General features: G+C 30.9%; 25 protein-coding genes and 2 tRNA genes. 21 read left to right on the top strand and 6 right to left on the bottom strand.

Annotated features, from left to right (window positions below; all coding sequences use genetic code 11):
- The first annotated feature begins 586 nt into the window (after nucleotides 1-586).
- From Q1K78_RS15485 to Q1K78_RS15385, 21 genes are all read left to right on the top strand, one after another.
- Nucleotides 587-1,033, top strand: a complete 447-nt coding sequence (locus Q1K78_RS15485) for a hypothetical protein (protein ID WP_300180844.1) — start codon at nucleotides 587-589, stop codon at nucleotides 1,031-1,033.
- Complete coding sequence (locus Q1K78_RS15480; protein ID WP_300180842.1) at nucleotides 1,033-1,431, top strand: hypothetical protein; 399 nt, start codon at nucleotides 1,033-1,035, stop codon at nucleotides 1,429-1,431. The genes Q1K78_RS15485 and Q1K78_RS15480 overlap by 1 nt, the downstream gene beginning before the upstream one ends.
- Before the next feature lie 537 nt (nucleotides 1,432-1,968).
- Complete coding sequence (locus Q1K78_RS15475) at nucleotides 1,969-2,193, top strand: hypothetical protein (protein ID WP_300180840.1); 225 nt, start codon at nucleotides 1,969-1,971, stop codon at nucleotides 2,191-2,193.
- A 9-nt stretch (nucleotides 2,194-2,202) separates the two neighbouring features.
- The gene (locus Q1K78_RS15470) at nucleotides 2,203-2,433 is read left to right on the top strand and encodes a hypothetical protein (protein ID WP_300180838.1); all 231 of its coding nucleotides are present in this window, start codon (nucleotides 2,203-2,205) and stop codon (nucleotides 2,431-2,433) included.
- A gap of 53 nt (nucleotides 2,434-2,486) precedes the next feature.
- The gene (locus Q1K78_RS15465; protein ID WP_300180835.1) at nucleotides 2,487-3,014 is read left to right on the top strand and encodes a phage portal protein; all 528 of its coding nucleotides are present in this window, start codon (nucleotides 2,487-2,489) and stop codon (nucleotides 3,012-3,014) included.
- A 324-nt stretch (nucleotides 3,015-3,338) separates the two neighbouring features.
- A complete protein-coding gene (locus Q1K78_RS15460) occupies nucleotides 3,339-3,575 on the top strand; it encodes a hypothetical protein (RefSeq protein WP_300180832.1) in 237 nt (78 codons plus the stop codon).
- A gap of 51 nt (nucleotides 3,576-3,626) precedes the next feature.
- Nucleotides 3,627-3,878, top strand: a complete 252-nt coding sequence (locus Q1K78_RS15455) for a hypothetical protein (RefSeq protein ID WP_300180830.1) — start codon at nucleotides 3,627-3,629, stop codon at nucleotides 3,876-3,878.
- Nucleotides 3,871-4,056 carry a hypothetical protein gene (locus Q1K78_RS15450; protein ID WP_300180827.1) on the top strand — a complete coding sequence of 62 codons (186 nt, stop codon included), beginning with the start codon at nucleotides 3,871-3,873 and terminating at the stop codon, nucleotides 4,054-4,056. Before Q1K78_RS15455 ends, Q1K78_RS15450 begins: the two co-directional genes overlap by 8 nt.
- Before the next feature lie 228 nt (nucleotides 4,057-4,284).
- Nucleotides 4,285-4,809 carry a hypothetical protein gene (locus tag Q1K78_RS15445; protein WP_300180824.1) on the top strand — a complete coding sequence of 175 codons (525 nt, stop codon included), beginning with the start codon at nucleotides 4,285-4,287 and terminating at the stop codon, nucleotides 4,807-4,809.
- A 522-nt stretch (nucleotides 4,810-5,331) separates the two neighbouring features.
- Nucleotides 5,332-5,763 (top strand): hypothetical protein, encoded by a 432-nt coding sequence (locus Q1K78_RS15440; protein WP_300180821.1) that lies wholly within the window; start codon nucleotides 5,332-5,334, stop codon nucleotides 5,761-5,763.
- Nucleotides 5,764-5,853: 90 nt separating this feature from the next.
- Entirely contained in the window at nucleotides 5,854-6,168 is a 315-nt protein-coding gene (locus Q1K78_RS15435) for a hypothetical protein (RefSeq protein WP_300180818.1), read from the top strand.
- 108 nt (nucleotides 6,169-6,276) lie between these two features.
- Nucleotides 6,277-6,495: a hypothetical protein gene (locus Q1K78_RS15430; RefSeq protein WP_300180815.1), complete on the top strand. Its 219-nt coding sequence runs from the start codon at nucleotides 6,277-6,279 to the stop codon at nucleotides 6,493-6,495.
- A gap of 166 nt (nucleotides 6,496-6,661) precedes the next feature.
- On the top strand, nucleotides 6,662-7,030 hold the full coding sequence (locus Q1K78_RS15425; protein WP_300180812.1) for a hypothetical protein: 369 nt from the start codon (nucleotides 6,662-6,664) through the stop codon (nucleotides 7,028-7,030).
- 156 nt (nucleotides 7,031-7,186) lie between these two features.
- Nucleotides 7,187-7,351, top strand: coding sequence for a hypothetical protein (locus tag Q1K78_RS15420; protein WP_300180809.1), 165 nt, complete (start codon nucleotides 7,187-7,189; stop codon nucleotides 7,349-7,351).
- A 264-nt stretch (nucleotides 7,352-7,615) separates the two neighbouring features.
- Nucleotides 7,616-7,882: a hypothetical protein gene (locus tag Q1K78_RS15415; protein WP_300180806.1), complete on the top strand. Its 267-nt coding sequence runs from the start codon at nucleotides 7,616-7,618 to the stop codon at nucleotides 7,880-7,882.
- A 21-nt stretch (nucleotides 7,883-7,903) separates the two neighbouring features.
- Nucleotides 7,904-8,179: a hypothetical protein gene (locus tag Q1K78_RS15410; RefSeq protein WP_300180803.1), complete on the top strand. Its 276-nt coding sequence runs from the start codon at nucleotides 7,904-7,906 to the stop codon at nucleotides 8,177-8,179.
- Nucleotides 8,180-8,327: 148 nt separating this feature from the next.
- Nucleotides 8,328-8,807, top strand: coding sequence for a hypothetical protein (locus Q1K78_RS15405; protein ID WP_300180801.1), 480 nt, complete (start codon nucleotides 8,328-8,330; stop codon nucleotides 8,805-8,807).
- Between the two features lie 535 nt (nucleotides 8,808-9,342).
- Nucleotides 9,343-9,726 (top strand): hypothetical protein, encoded by a 384-nt coding sequence (locus tag Q1K78_RS15400; RefSeq protein ID WP_300180798.1) that lies wholly within the window; start codon nucleotides 9,343-9,345, stop codon nucleotides 9,724-9,726.
- A gap of 570 nt (nucleotides 9,727-10,296) precedes the next feature.
- Entirely contained in the window at nucleotides 10,297-10,947 is a 651-nt protein-coding gene (locus Q1K78_RS15395; protein ID WP_300180795.1) for a hypothetical protein, read from the top strand.
- Nucleotides 10,948-11,052: 105 nt separating this feature from the next.
- Nucleotides 11,053-11,571, top strand: coding sequence for a hypothetical protein (locus Q1K78_RS15390; RefSeq protein WP_300180792.1), 519 nt, complete (start codon nucleotides 11,053-11,055; stop codon nucleotides 11,569-11,571).
- Nucleotides 11,572-11,793, top strand: a complete 222-nt coding sequence (locus tag Q1K78_RS15385; protein ID WP_300180789.1) for a hypothetical protein — start codon at nucleotides 11,572-11,574, stop codon at nucleotides 11,791-11,793.
- Between the two features lie 42 nt (nucleotides 11,794-11,835).
- Here Q1K78_RS15385 and Q1K78_RS15380 read toward each other — a convergent pair.
- The 6 genes from Q1K78_RS15380 to Q1K78_RS15355 all read right to left on the bottom strand — a co-directional run bounded on the left by Q1K78_RS15380 (nucleotide 11,836) and on the right by Q1K78_RS15355 (nucleotide 13,833).
- A tRNA-Pro gene (locus Q1K78_RS15380) sits at nucleotides 11,836-11,912 on the bottom strand.
- A gap of 8 nt (nucleotides 11,913-11,920) precedes the next feature.
- Nucleotides 11,921-11,994 (bottom strand) — tRNA-Glu (locus Q1K78_RS15375).
- A 394-nt stretch (nucleotides 11,995-12,388) separates the two neighbouring features.
- The gene (locus tag Q1K78_RS15370) at nucleotides 12,389-12,586 is read right to left on the bottom strand and encodes a hypothetical protein (RefSeq protein ID WP_300180786.1); all 198 of its coding nucleotides are present in this window, start codon (nucleotides 12,584-12,586) and stop codon (nucleotides 12,389-12,391) included.
- A gap of 217 nt (nucleotides 12,587-12,803) precedes the next feature.
- Nucleotides 12,804-13,007: a hypothetical protein gene (locus Q1K78_RS15365; RefSeq protein WP_300180783.1), complete on the bottom strand. Its 204-nt coding sequence runs from the start codon at nucleotides 13,005-13,007 to the stop codon at nucleotides 12,804-12,806.
- A 33-nt stretch (nucleotides 13,008-13,040) separates the two neighbouring features.
- Nucleotides 13,041-13,223 (bottom strand): hypothetical protein, encoded by a 183-nt coding sequence (locus tag Q1K78_RS15360; RefSeq protein ID WP_300180780.1) that lies wholly within the window; start codon nucleotides 13,221-13,223, stop codon nucleotides 13,041-13,043.
- A 313-nt stretch (nucleotides 13,224-13,536) separates the two neighbouring features.
- Nucleotides 13,537-13,833, bottom strand: a complete 297-nt coding sequence (locus Q1K78_RS15355) for a recombinase RecT (protein ID WP_300180777.1) — start codon at nucleotides 13,831-13,833, stop codon at nucleotides 13,537-13,539.
- Between the last annotated feature and the right edge of the window lie 25 nt (nucleotides 13,834-13,858).

Below are 13,858 nucleotides of genomic sequence, written 5' to 3'. Positions count from 1 at the left end.
TAATTTTCTAATATGGTTTTTTCCATCTCAGTAATCATTATTAGAAATTTCTATAATTCATTTTTTCATATTGTTAATTTCTCCGTCTATTCAATATAATTTATGTTATCTCTAACACATATAAGTTATAACACAACTATTTATAATTACAACATTTATTTATTATAATTTTTTATATCGCTAATTGCTATATCTTATATTCGGTTATTGCTAACCTATAATTAGTATACCACATATTTATATATAGTCAATACTTTTATTTATATTTTTTATATATGTAATTTGTAATGTCTATAATTGTTATTCCTGAATTTTTATATTCTCATACATTTAATACAAGTCTCATATAAGAGGAGGAGGGAGAGAGGGAGAGAGTAGAGAGGGGGAAAGTATTTTTACTTCCCACACGCCGCCGGCAAGCATAAGGCTATGGTATCACGTTTTAAGCGAAAAGTCAAATCTATATTTTAGGCAAGTCATCGAAGGAGGAGCGAGAATTATTTTTTAGAGAGGAACGGGGCGGGTTTAAAAAGGGGTTGGGGGGTGTTGCTCCAACTTATGATATAATTTAACAATAAGGAATTATATGGGTTTAAAAAATAAATTGATTATAGATTTAAAAAAGTTAACTACTAATGAAGCTATTGCTCTAGTAGATAAGTACCTTTCGGAATGTGGGGAGATGCCTTTGTTTTCTGGGTTGTTGTTAGATGTGGGAATTACCAGAGATGAATATGATAAGGTGACTGGTGAAGCTAAGAAGGTTTTTGAAATGTTTAAGTTTGATTTAGAAGTGGCTATGGAGAAAATGTTAAGGTATCAGGAGAATTTAAAAAGGGACAAGTACAATAAGATTATTGTTGATTTGAAATATATAGAGTGGTTGTTAAAAAAGAGCAACCCATCTTTCTGGGGTGATAATTCTAAAAAGGTTGAAGTGAAAAGTAATTTGGTTAAAAATGGTAATGTGTTTTCTATTGATAATGAGAGTGGTTTCACATTGACGGAAACTCAAAAAGAGAGCAACAATTAATGTTTATTATTAAAGACTATACTTATTTATTTGAAATCTTTAAAGCTATAAAAAATAATAAGCCTTTTCCTGTAAATGAAATTCACTTAGTTGGAGGAAGGTTATCTGGAAAGACTGTTTCGGTTCAGGGTGTGTTGGGTATAATATCAAGCTTACCAACAAAGATAGCAATTTATGCTCTAAGGAACTCTGTAAAAGATAGCTCGGAGTTGTATACAGATATTGTTGAAGCTTTTGAATTTTTTGATTTCAAATTTTCGGCGACCGGCACGAAACAAATTATTAGGTTGGGTAGTAACAAAATAAGGGTTATCGGTTTAAATACAATGGCTAAAGGTAATGTTGCTAAGAAGTCTGGTTTAGCTAAGACTAATGCTAAATATATTATTAGATATTGAGAGGAAGCATATGAGTTTTCTGAGACAGATAAAATGTCTATTAGAGAAGCTGTTCGTTCTATTAGCGACGAGGAAACTTATATCTTAGATATTTTTGTTTGTAACCCTTGAAGTAAAGGACACCCTTATATTGCTTATTTAGGTGATTTACAACCTTGGGACTTAGCTAAATTAAAATCTTGTGGAAGTCAATTTGGTATTAGAGAAATTAAGGTTGGTGAAGGTGACGAACAAAGAACAAAGAAAATAGCTATTCACTATACTAATTGAAGGGTTGCTAAAGATGTATTAGCTGCCGACCAAATAAAGAACATTTTAAATACTTGAAAGATAGATAGAAATAGAGCATTGACTACAGACTATGGGCTTCCAGGTTATGAGAATGGAGCAATCTATACTCACTTACTTCATCATATAGGTGGTTCAATTTGAAAAGAACAAGACCAGATATTATGTGGTGGAGATTATGGTTGAAGTAATAGAGCAAGTGGTGGTAAGACTGCCTTCTATTTTACAGGTTTTAGTTATGGTTCTGGTATGGACGTTTATGGTGAATACTATCACGACAATTCTAAAATTCAAAAGAATACAAACTTATTAGCTACAGAAGTAGTTCAATTCTATATTGTGATGATGGAATGGTATTGTCGTAAAATTCACGCATTTAAGCCTTTTTATATTAAAGTTAGAGTAGATAATATGGCTCAAGGTTTAATTACTTTATTGAATAACGAAGCTCAAAAAAGAGGCGTTAGCTCCTGATTGTATTTTATGAAAAGTAGAAAGTACCCAATTCAAGATAGAATTGTTTTAGAGCTATCTGCTTTAGGTTCACAAAATATAAGAGTATCAGCCAAAGAGACACCTTATCCTGTAGTTCATTTATTGAAAGAGTTTGAAATGGCTCGTTATGAAGAACTTGATACTCAAAAAAGAGTAAAAGAAGCCGACCATTGTTTGAATGCTTTAGAGTATGGTTTTGAACCAATTCAATACCGTTGATTAAAGTACTTAGGCAATACAGAAAAGCTTAAACACGTTTCTAAGGAGAATGTATGATTATAGAAAGACAAGATATAAATGCTGAGGCACAAGCAGAACAACCATATGATAGGTTTGTTGTTTCTATGAGAAATGTCTTAGCTAAAAAAAACGCAATGAATATAATGGGTAATGGAATCACTTTTTCAAGCCCTGATAAAGCATTAGTAGATAAATTTAGAGATATAGATAGATACACTAATTTTGATGAACTTTTTTATGATTTAGAAAAGGAAATTAGTTTAGTAGGTAGAGCTATTTTAATTATCAATAAAGATAATGAAGGTGAAATTAGAATTAATAAAACAGATGTTAGATACTTAAATGGTGTAGCAAAGGTTTTCTATATAAATAATTTAGCTGTTGTTTATCAAAGGGTAGTATTAGATAATGCTTCTTATGTTGTGAAAAGTGTAGTTGATAATAAAGAAGTAAATAATACTTTCTATTCTGGTGAATATGAAAATGGTAAATTACAAGATATTATAATATTAGCTGAAACTAAAGAGCTTGAAAAAAAATTAGGTATTCCTAAAAGGTGAGTTCACAATTTAGGTTTTTTACCAATTATAGAAATGACTAATATTCCTATTAGACAAAACTTTTGAAACCCAAGTCAATTTGTTACTTTAGCTGATTGATATTACGCTCAGCAATTCGAACAAACTGCTTGGTCGATACTAAAGAATTTAGAGAAAGAGCTTGAATATAACCATAGTAGAATTATTGTTGAAAATGCTTCACAAGAGATTATTCAAAGTTTAAGATATGCTAATCAAAATTCATCTATCTCTAATGTCTTTGGTGATTATATTATTGAAGGTGAGAATGGAGCTAATATTAAAGTTCAAGCTGGTGTTCCTGACTTGAATCAATATAATAATGCTTTTATTAGCATAATGAATTTATATTACAAATTCTCAGGTTCGTCTGCTTTTGCTGTAAGTGGTGGAGCTCAAAAGACTTCTGCTGAAACAAGTTCAATGGCGTCGGAAACACAAGAGATGAATACATTTAAAATCAAAAATAGAATTAGAGTAGTTAGTGATTTATTAGCTAAATGTTTTCACGCTGATGGTTTAATGGACTATTATGGTGATTGAAATTTTGAAGTTAAGATACAAGGTAACTTACAAAAAGATGAGACTGTATATATGGATAACTTAATTAAACAAATTCAAATAGGAGTTATTTCTATTCCAGAAGCTATTTCTCAATTAAGAGGAATTAGTTCGGAAGCTGCTAAAATTATATTCGAGGAAATATCTAAGTTCAATGAGGAAAATGATATAACAACTACCGGAGATGCTGATGGTGAAGCTGATGGCGAAGGTAATGGTGAGAAAAAACCTAAAGATGATAAAGGTGGAGCTCCAGAGAAAAAGAAAGATACAAAAGATGAGTAATGAACTAAAGATAAAAAACGCCACAAGGAAAGCTAAGCTTGATAGTGATGTAAAACTATTCGAGCAGTCTGTTGTTCTTGTACCATATTTAGCTTCAGGTTATATTGACTACACAAACAAAGGTGCTGTTTCTACACAACAAAATATTGACGACCACGAAACTTTTAAAAGAGTTTGAAGTGGTAATGATGCTTTCATTCTTACTTGAAAAGATAGTGTTACTTTCGTACAAGACACAACAACTAAGATAGTTGAAACAAGATATTCTTTAGGTGAAGTTATATTAGGACAAATCATAGGAGATGATAATTATGGTGAAGTTAATAATGATGAAAGCTTTAGTGATTATAAATCTCAACAAGTTAAAGGTAATTTAAGATTAAGAGTTAATGCTAATACTTTTAGAATGGACGATAACTATTTATTATATTTTTATAAAATTCCTGAGTTATCTGGAAGTCAATTATATAGAATTATGAATTTGACTAAAAGCTATCTTGGTAAAGATGAAGTTTCTTATATTGTTGAACTTGCTACTATTAATCAAGAATTTTCTAGTACAGGTAAAGCTAAACAGCAAAATGTTATGCCTTCTGCTCCAGGACAAGGTTATCTAGAGTGTATAGTTTACAATGAAGGTGAAATTGATTTAACTGGTTTAGAGGAAGGTATAGATTACTACAAGCTATACGATAGAATTATCACAGCTGATAAAAATAAAACATTAAACTTTAACCCTGTAAAAAAAGTAGTGGTTAAAGCTTTTGGTGCTTGTATCTTTTCTAATATTTCATTTGAAGTTAGGAGAGTAGAACAAGGTAAATCGTTTACTCAATTTGGAGAACCAAGACAAGCTTTTCCAATTAACTTAGCACCAGCTACAACTCCTACATTGTTTCGTTCTCAACAACCAGAGTCAAACTTCTACTGAGGTAATTTTACTCCTACTTTAAAATTTTGAAAAGATTTAATGGCTACTATCAAAGATAGTTTAACTCCAGTTAATCAATGAGACTTTCAAGGTTTTTTAGTTTTTAGACAAAGAGAATTAGACAAGTCAAATGCTTTGGTTAATGTTTCAACTTATAGCATTTATAATAATCAATTATTTGGTTTTAGTAAGGTCGACCCTATTACTGGAGAACCAGTTTTTACACCTTGAAAATTTAATTTAGGTGTAGATAAAACATATGATACAAGTTTAAATTATGGTTGTGAACCAACTTATAAAATTAAGAATGAGGAAATAGCTATTCACGATAGAATGTTCCATAGCTATTGAATTCAAAAAAAATATAGAACACTTCCCATGAGTGCTGAAAGCTGTTTAGGTTTCGGTTCTCTTTTAGGTTTTGCTATTGGTGCTGCTGTTACTAAGGGCTGAAAGCAAGCAGTTGTTTTAGCTACAATAGGAATAGTTGCTTCATTAGCTCAAAATCTATTTAGAATTCCAATGGAAGGTTTTTTAGGTTTTATTCCTACAGCTTTAGTTGATATGAATAAGGACCAGTTCCCAACTGGTGGAGTTGATAATGTTGATAAAATTCCATTTAATACAATTAACTCAACAAGTAGCGAAAGTCCTTCTAATGCTTTTTTTAGTGGTTCAACTATGACTACTGCTTTTACAGCTGACTTAACAGATGAATTTATTAGTTCAAGATTACCTGCTAAGTTTTTAAACACTTCTAATATAGGACAAGATAAATATGTTGATGGTACTTATATACTTCCATCAAGAGAACCATTCCTTTTAAATGGAGATACTACTTTAATAGAAATGTCTCCTCAATATGGTTTTATTGTTGATAGCTTTAATATTCAAGCTTTATTTGATGGTGAATATTCTGTAGAGTTTTTAGATGTTAATGATAATGTTATTTGAAGTGGTATCTATCAAAGTGAAGCTAAATTTACTAAGTCCTTAAGAGAAATTAATACTTGAAAGAATACTTCTATTTTCGGTAGAGAGAATATGTTTATTGGTGAACCTATTCCTTACCCATTAGCTCCACCAGCTCCAACTGGTTTATCACCTGATTTAAGTGAGATAGAGAAATCAATAAGTATTAGGACTGTAGTTCAAAATGTTTACAATGAAAATAAAAAAAGGAGATTAGATGCTTTAGCTAAATTAGAAATTAATAAACCTAATTACTTTGATAGAGATTTTGCTATTTATAGTGGAAATTTAATTTTTCAAACAATAGATGTTAGAAAGGGTAGACTTAACCCAGAGACAGAAAACTATAATTTACTATTCAAGTACAATAAGATTATTAAGGACTGAGAAACATTTAAATACTATTTTCCAACTTGTTTATTTACTTGTTATGCTGAAGTTAGTGATAACTTATCTGGAGCTACTAATACTAATTCATACACATACAAATTTAATATGGACGATAGTATTAAAAATAAAGAAATAGAGGCAGAAAAGTTTAGAGCTACTTATAGCTTTAATAAAGGTGATTTTGCTGAGTATAGATTTACAAATAGAAATAATATGTATTCTAATGAAATCTTTTTACAAGTTACTCCAAGAGTAGGAGAAGGTGTTTTTTTTAGAATAGTTAGTAGTCAAAAGGAATATGGTAGAGGAAACTATTTTAATTGAAAAGAAACATTTAATAATCAATTTGTTTTTAATGCCTGAGAGTATAATAAGAATTTTGTATCTCAAGCTATTGATAGATTCACTATTAAAGTAATTCCAAGAAAATAAAAAATATGGTAATATTAAGATATGTGAAACTATCACAGTAAAAAATAGGAGTTAGTTAATGTTAACACAAGAACAAAAAGACGCTATAGCAGCTGCTACGAAAGAAGCAGAAGCTAATAGTGGAAAAGCAACTGGAGAAGGTGAAGCAACTTTCACTCAAGAACAGGTAAATAAGATGATAGCTGAAAGATTAGCAAGAGTAAAACCTTCTAATGATTCACTATCAGCGGCAGATATTAGAATGTTGAAAAAAGAAAACGAACAACTTAAAAAAGAAAATCGTATTCCTGCTATCAAAGAAGCTTATGCGAAAGCTGGTGGAAAAGATGGTAAAGAATTTGATGACTTTGTTAAATTGAACGATGACTTATTCGAAGTCCAAGATTTAAAAAAATCTATGGAAGTTCTATCAAAAGAATTTAAGTGAGCCTTCGGTAACAGAGATAACTCTGCTAATAAAAACGATGGAATACTTAATGAATGATTAGGACAAGAACCTGGTGAAACTTTTGATGGTTCAAAAGATGCTTTCAATAATGCTTTAATATCTCATTTCAAAAAAAAATAATTAAAGGAATTAAATATGGCGATACTTCAAGGTATTCAAGGTATGTTTCTTAATGATGGAGCTGGTGGAAAAATCGCTCTTGATATTAATAGACGTGTCCTTACAATTTTAAATTCAGGCAGATTATCTTTTCTAACTTGTACCATTAATGAAGCTCAAGCAAGAGCTGGTACTGTTTGATTCGATAAACCTGAAATCATACAAAATGAGGAGTATGTAGCTAACTATAATACTCCATCAACAACTGCTGACGGACAGGAACCTACTCCTCCTGCTCCAGCTGGTGGTGGTAAAAATTATTACCAAACTCCAGTATCAGGGCAAATAGCTATAAACATTGATAAGACAAGAGCAGCTGGTTATCAAGTAGAAACATTTGACTTAGTTTCTTTAGCAAACCCTAATGCTATATTAGGACAAATTGCTTCATCTTTAGCTATGGCTATGACTAAGCAACTAAATGCTACATTCTTACAATACTTAGTAGATTACTTTGCTGGTGCTGGTTCTAAGCAAATCACAGCTTTAGATGTATTAGATAAGGAAGCTTACAATACTCCAGAAGCTTGTAGAGCTGACTTAGATAAACTAACTAAAAGATTAGCAAGATTCACTCAAATTTACGATAAAGAAAAAGCTGGAATTGATGGCGGTCAATTTGTTACTGTTACAAGTCCAATAGTTCACGTAAATATGATGAACGCATTTTGAAATCAACAAGGTTCTTTACCTATGTTATTAGGTAGAGAAAAGTACTATGTTTTCCAAGACATAATTACTATTCAAGATGGTATGCTTCAAAATAAAATCTTAAAGGGAGAATCTTTCTCTAAAGATACTGATTTAGATACATCTACATTAGCTGCTTTTATGATTCATAATGAAGCCATAGCAATGCCTATAGTTTATAATGGAACTTTTAATATGGTGAACCAATTCAATGGTAACCCTTTATTCTTAGCTAAATATAAATATGGTATTGGTTTAGTTAGACCAGATTTAATATGAGCTTTTACAGGAACTGCTTTAGCTCCATTTAAAGCAACTAAAGAAAAAGCTGGTAAAAAAGCTAAATATAAAGCTAATGCTGTTTATGAAAGTGATGGCGCTATTGCTGGTGAAACAGAAGCTGAAGTTATGAAAAACTTAGCAGGAGTTGAAAAATAGTAGCTACAAAATAGCTATTATTTTTTTTATGAGCGCAAACTTAGTTACAGAGACAGTAGCAAACTTATTCTCTAAAGAATCATTTAAACTATTAAAATTTAAGAGTAATGAAGTTACAACTAAAATAATTGAAAACACTTTAGACAATATGAAAGCTACAAACAATAGTGGTAAAGCTAAAACTTTAAGAAAGTTCTATGATAAGCTAGATGAGCCTTCTAAACTTCAATTTGCTAAAAACATTAGAAAGAAAAGTGAAACAAGTGAAACTATTGGAGCTTATGTTTTCAAGATAGAAAAGAATGTAAATCTTATTACAAAGAAAATGTTTAAGTCTAAAGGTAAAGGTGAACTTTTAACTACAGAGGAAAAGCAGTTTGTTGAGGACTTCAGTTGTTTCTTTATGAAAATGAATGTTCCTATCAAAGCTATTCATTCAAGCTATATTTTAACAGCTTCTTATGATTGAACTGTTAGAGAGTTATCTTTAACTATGATTAGAGGTAGAGCTTCTTACAAGTTCTATAATGTTCCTAAGGAAGTATGAATACACTTATCAACCTTACCAGCTAAGGCAGGAACTTATTGATGAGACCAGTGATTCAAATATACTATAGCTCCAGCTCACACAATTAGAAGTCAAACAAGAAAGCACGTTGTTCCTAAAGCAAAACAAAAAGCAAGACAACAACAAAACTTCAAACCGAAAGGAAAGGCAAATTAATATGAATAAAAAATGAGGGAATATCGACCCAGATTTCGATAATGATAATACCATTAATGGTTGAAAATTAAAAGTTTTAGATGTAGAGTTCTTTAGATTAGAACGTCCTAATATGTCGTCTTTTGATACTGATGAAATACAAACAGCTATTAATTCATCTTTAGCTCTTTTAGATGCTGAATGTAATGGACTAATTCAAGAAGTTTGATTTATTACAGATGTTGAAAGTAAGTTCTACAGAACTGGAAAAGAAAAGAATTACATTAGAGAAGCTGCTATAATGCAGACGCAATACTTTATTAATTTAGGTAATGACTATACTGATGGCTCTACTTCTTTTAATGCTTCTGGTATTAGTGCTTCTTTTCAACGTCCATTAGATAAAAAGAATATAGCTCCTGGAGTTTTCATTCTACTTCAAAAAGGTAGAGTGTATGAACTTCAATCTTATGACTTAGGTGGAAATAACTTTGGTAAAAAACCAACAGCTAATAGTTTAGTTAATTACGTTCAATTCGGTGTAGGAGATGTAAGGTATGTAACTTATAATCAAATGCCTTACAACAGACAAGAAGGCTCTCTTTTATATGTTGAAAAAGGTGAGATTAAATTCTTTACAGTAGAACAATTAGATTTAACTGTTCCAAGAGCTTATTTGCTATGAGATAAAGCTACTAAGAGCTTCGAGGACATTCACGATGTAAAAGATATAGCTTTCTTTGGTAATCAATTAGATAATGCTATTACAAGACAAGAAGCAGAGGAACTAATTGCTGCTTCTCCATCAGGAGTATCAAAAGAATACGTTGATGATGGTTTAGCATTAAAACAAAATACATTAACAGCCGGAACAGGTATTGATATCACAGATAATGTTATTAGTTCTACTGGTGGAGGTGGTAGTGGTGATGTAACGTTAGATACAGCACAAAACATTACCGGTATAAAAACCTTCACTAATGGAATAAAAAATAATCTTGTTGAAGTTGATGGTAAATCTTTAATAATCAAAAACTCAAATACAGCAGCATCATATTTGGAGGTCGAAAGTGTTTATTCTGGAAGCGGATATAAAAATTGATTTGGAATCCAACTTTTTAGAACAACCGGAACATCAAGATCGAGACTAGCAAATTTAGAAATAAGACAAGATGACGGATTATATATTGCTTGTGTAAATGATGTATCAATTCAAGGTTCTAATATTAAATTTAATAATGTAAGACTTCAACAGGTGGGAGCACCTACTGCTGACTATGACGCAGCAACTAAAAAATATGCTGATGATGGTTTAGCATTAAAACAAAACAAACTTACTGCTGGAACTAACATTACTATTACTGATGATGTTATTAGTGCTACAGGAGATGTTACTCTTGATACAGATCAAACTATTACAGGTGAAAAAACTTTCGAAAAAGGAATATTTTTTGAAAAAATAGCAGAAGGAAAAAGTGATACTAAAATTGAAAATAGTCGTGGTGCTCTTGTATTTTACGATAGGGGAACATTAGCACTGAAGTTAAGTTCCACACAAGTAGTTTTTGCTAATCAAAGGTTATTATATATTGGTAACCCAACAGATGCTACAGATGCCGTTAACAAGAGATATGCTGATAATGGTTTAGCATTAAAACAAAATACATTAACAGCCGGAACAGGTATTGATATTACTGGTGATGTTATTAGTTCTACTGGTGGAACTGGAACAGGAGATGTTACTCTTGATACAGATCAAACTATAACAGGTATAAAAACTTTTTCAAACGGTTTAAATACTAACCTATTAGAAATAAATGGAAACCCGTTAATTATGAAAAATTCAGGAGCAGGTAGTGCTTATTTCAAAATAGAACAAGTTTATAACTCTGGTTATAAAAATTGATTTGGTCTAAATTTTATAAGGACTGAAAGTGGAACTCAAATATTAACATCAGTTATTGAAGTACGTCAGGATAACAGTTTATATATAGTAAGTACTAATGATTTATTGTTTACTGCGAACAATATTAAATTTGGTAATGCTAGATTACAAGGAGTAAGAACTCCAGCAGCAGATGATGACGCAGCAACTAAAAAATATGCTGATGATGGTTTAGCATTAAAACAAAACAAACTTACTGCTGGAACTAACATAACTATTACTGGTGATGTTATTAGTTCTACTGGTGGAGGAGGTGGAGGTGGTACTCCATCCAATATGGTTACTACAGATACAGCACAAACAATTACAGGTATAAAAACCTTCACTAATGGAATAAAAATTAATGGTGCTACAACTATAACTGGTGCTACAACAATGGACAGTTTAAGATTAAACGATAAACTAACGCTTACTAGGGGACTTGCTATCACAGGTAGTACATCAATCTCCGGAGGTACTCTTAATATGGGTAGTAGGAAGATAATGGATTTAGGTGCTCCAACACTAGACGCTGACGCAACAACTAAAAAGTATGTTGATGATGCTATCGCGGCCGCATTAAGACCTTATCGAAAGGAGAGTTAAATGAAAAAAAGAATAAAGAATTACTTTACTAAAAGGCTAAATAAAAAGATGAACCAAGAAAAAGTTGGTGAGTATAAGTATTTTAAATTAGCTAATGGTAAATTCTTATTGAAAACTGATGATGATATCATTTTTGATAGTCAATTTGAACTATTTGAATTTATTAGTAATTCAGTAGACTTACAAAAAAAAGTTATTGCTAAGAAAGACGAAGCTAAATAAAAAAAAGACTACACCATTATAGTGTAGTCTTTTATTTTTATATGGTCGGAAATGAAGGACTTGAACCTTCGACCCCTTAGCCCCAAACTAAGTGTTCTACCAAGCTGAACTAATTCCCGATTTAAGGTTAGGGCGGAATGGAATCGAACCATACGCATCATAGAGAGAATCTCTATAGTCTTACCACTTGACGACACCCCAACCTAAAATACGCTTTCTCTTTCGAGTTCAAACCTATTGGTATGAGTATATTATAACATAAATAGAAAAAACACAACACCGACGGAGAGAAGGGTTGTGTTTTTTCTGTAACAAAAATAAAATGGAATTTTATAATAAGAGACCGCACCTATACTCTCATAGAGGTTTTTAAACCTCGGTGCTTATTAATAGTATATATTAATTCTTTTTATTTTTCAAGCTTTTTAATCTTTTTTTGATATCTAATGTTAATTGTTCTAAGAACATTATCACTACTTCTTTATCGTGAGCGTAATTGTTTTGATTACGTATTCATTCTATAGTATCTTTGATATCTACTAAGAGCTTCTTACATTCATGAGTTGTTAAGTCTTTAGTTAGTCTTGGTAATTCATTAGGCATTTTTCTTAGCTATCTTTCTTGCTTCTTTTTTAAAGTGTTTACCAATTCTATAAATTCTATGACTTATTAATTGTTTCTCTAAAGAAGTATCGTAGCAGTCAGTACATATTCTAAAGTTCTTATGAAGGCTATCAATGTCCTTAGCACAATGTAAGCAAATTAAGCTTGTTTCTATTCTATTATTTTTCATCTATTTCTCTTTCTCAGTCTAACACTGTTTCATCTCTTTGTTTTTCGAAGTTATTTATAGCTTCATTAACTATATTATTTTCTATAACTGGTACTGGTTCTATAACAGGCATCTCATTTAAAAATGGCTTTCTTTCAAATGAACTCATATCTAATGGTAATTTAGGTTTAGGAAAAGAGGCTTCAGTATATTCTAAACCATCTTTAGATGTCTTACTTCATTTTAAGTTAGTTGGTTTAGCTATGTCGTCCTCGGCCTTCATTATTCTAAACCCTCCATTAGTTGTCTTAACTAAATTAGCTGGAGTTGGTAATACTACTATTTCCTTAACATCTAAGAAGTAAAATCTTTTCTTACCTAAATCTAATGGGTTTTCTGTCTCATTCATTCTTGGTAAATAGCTTTCTAATTCTATAAACATTTCATTCTTTAAATTTTCTACTATATCTTTATCTCAAGACGAACAATTAAACCCCTCCATTCTACCACCTATCACTATGTCTAATAAGAAATTAACTTTCTTGATAGTCATTGGAGATCCATTTGGGTGAAGCCTAGGGTTTCCATCTTTATCTTTTTTATTGAACTCATGAACTTTTACAAATTTTACAAGTCCTTCTACTTTAGTCTTATTCATTTTCTAACTCCTTAGGTTCTAAATTATCTTTAACAATAATCGTATCTTTTGTTTTTTCTATCACTTCTCTATTTCATTGCTCTACATCTGTATAGGGCATTCCATTAAACTCTAATGGAAATAATCTTTTAAGTCCAACACTTAATGCTGTCTTTTCCATCATAAAGTTTCTTTTAGAAGCTCATAATGGACTTTTTTGATTATATCATTCACCTAGTAAGAACTCCATTCTTAAAGGTATCTTTCTATCTTTTCTATGTCCTACAAACACACATACTTTATTAGCAGCTGGTTGGTCGGCTGGAGCTTCTTTTCAAAATACTTCATAACCATCAAATTGTGGAAAGCTTTCTGCTCTTTTAAGAATCACTTGATAAGATACAAAGATACTTAAATCATATTGTTCTCCATTAGCTGATGGTGAGCTTTTTCTAAATGGTACAGCAAAGATTTCATCTTTAATAGGGTTAAGTTTATTGATAATACACTTCTCTATAAATAGCTCTTGTTGTGCCTTAGATAGCTTATCACTTAAATTCAACATTGATATTGCTTTTTCAATATAAGCTTTATCAATTATTTCATTATTATTTATTAGCTTTTTTTCCATTGTTATTTTCCTTTTCTTTCTTTAC

The sequence above is a fragment of the uncultured Aliivibrio sp. genome (genome assembly GCF_946479765.1).
Taxonomy (GTDB): Bacteria; Pseudomonadota; Gammaproteobacteria; order Enterobacterales; family Vibrionaceae; genus Aliivibrio.
The sequence above is the reverse complement of the archived record's forward strand: the minus strand, read 5'-3'. Positions and strand labels throughout refer to the sequence as shown.

Bases quoted from the DNA above. Each gene is read 5' to 3' on its own strand.
- Q1K78_RS15440 (WP_300180821.1), top strand. From the start codon at position 5,332: ATGGAAGGTTTTTTAGGTTTTATTCCTACAGCTTTAGTTGATATGAAT.
- Q1K78_RS15385 (WP_300180789.1), top strand. From the start codon at position 11,572: ATGAAAAAAAGAATAAAGAATTACTTTACTAAAAGGCTAAATAAAAAG.
- Q1K78_RS15415 (WP_300180806.1), top strand. From the start codon at position 7,616: ATGACTAAGCAACTAAATGCTACATTCTTACAATACTTAGTAGATTAC.
- Q1K78_RS15410 (WP_300180803.1), top strand. From the start codon at position 7,904: ATGTTATTAGGTAGAGAAAAGTACTATGTTTTCCAAGACATAATTACT.
- Q1K78_RS15425 (WP_300180812.1), top strand. From the start codon at position 6,662: ATGTTAACACAAGAACAAAAAGACGCTATAGCAGCTGCTACGAAAGAA.
- Q1K78_RS15445 (WP_300180824.1), top strand. From the start codon at position 4,285: ATGGACGATAACTATTTATTATATTTTTATAAAATTCCTGAGTTATCT.
- Q1K78_RS15430 (WP_300180815.1), top strand. From the start codon at position 6,277: ATGGACGATAGTATTAAAAATAAAGAAATAGAGGCAGAAAAGTTTAGA.
- Q1K78_RS15475 (WP_300180840.1), top strand. From the start codon at position 1,969: ATGGACGTTTATGGTGAATACTATCACGACAATTCTAAAATTCAAAAG.
- Q1K78_RS15400 (WP_300180798.1), top strand. From the start codon at position 9,343: ATGCAGACGCAATACTTTATTAATTTAGGTAATGACTATACTGATGGC.
- Q1K78_RS15465 (WP_300180835.1), top strand. From the start codon at position 2,487: ATGATTATAGAAAGACAAGATATAAATGCTGAGGCACAAGCAGAACAA.
- Q1K78_RS15450 (WP_300180827.1), top strand. From the start codon at position 3,871: ATGAGTAATGAACTAAAGATAAAAAACGCCACAAGGAAAGCTAAGCTT.
- Q1K78_RS15455 (WP_300180830.1), top strand. From the start codon at position 3,627: ATGGATAACTTAATTAAACAAATTCAAATAGGAGTTATTTCTATTCCA.
- Q1K78_RS15365 (WP_300180783.1), bottom strand. From the start codon at position 13,007: ATGTTTATAGAATTAGAAAGCTATTTACCAAGAATGAATGAGACAGAA.
- Q1K78_RS15470 (WP_300180838.1), top strand. From the start codon at position 2,203: ATGAAAAGTAGAAAGTACCCAATTCAAGATAGAATTGTTTTAGAGCTA.
- Q1K78_RS15420 (WP_300180809.1), top strand. From the start codon at position 7,187: ATGGCGATACTTCAAGGTATTCAAGGTATGTTTCTTAATGATGGAGCT.
- Q1K78_RS15485 (WP_300180844.1), top strand. From the start codon at position 587: ATGGGTTTAAAAAATAAATTGATTATAGATTTAAAAAAGTTAACTACT.
- Q1K78_RS15480 (WP_300180842.1), top strand. From the start codon at position 1,033: ATGTTTATTATTAAAGACTATACTTATTTATTTGAAATCTTTAAAGCT.
- Q1K78_RS15370 (WP_300180786.1), bottom strand. From the start codon at position 12,586: ATGAAAAATAATAGAATAGAAACAAGCTTAATTTGCTTACATTGTGCT.
- Q1K78_RS15435 (WP_300180818.1), top strand. From the start codon at position 5,854: ATGTTTATTGGTGAACCTATTCCTTACCCATTAGCTCCACCAGCTCCA.
- Q1K78_RS15360 (WP_300180780.1), bottom strand. From the start codon at position 13,223: ATGAATAAGACTAAAGTAGAAGGACTTGTAAAATTTGTAAAAGTTCAT.
- Q1K78_RS15355 (WP_300180777.1), bottom strand. From the start codon at position 13,833: ATGGAAAAAAAGCTAATAAATAATAATGAAATAATTGATAAAGCTTAT.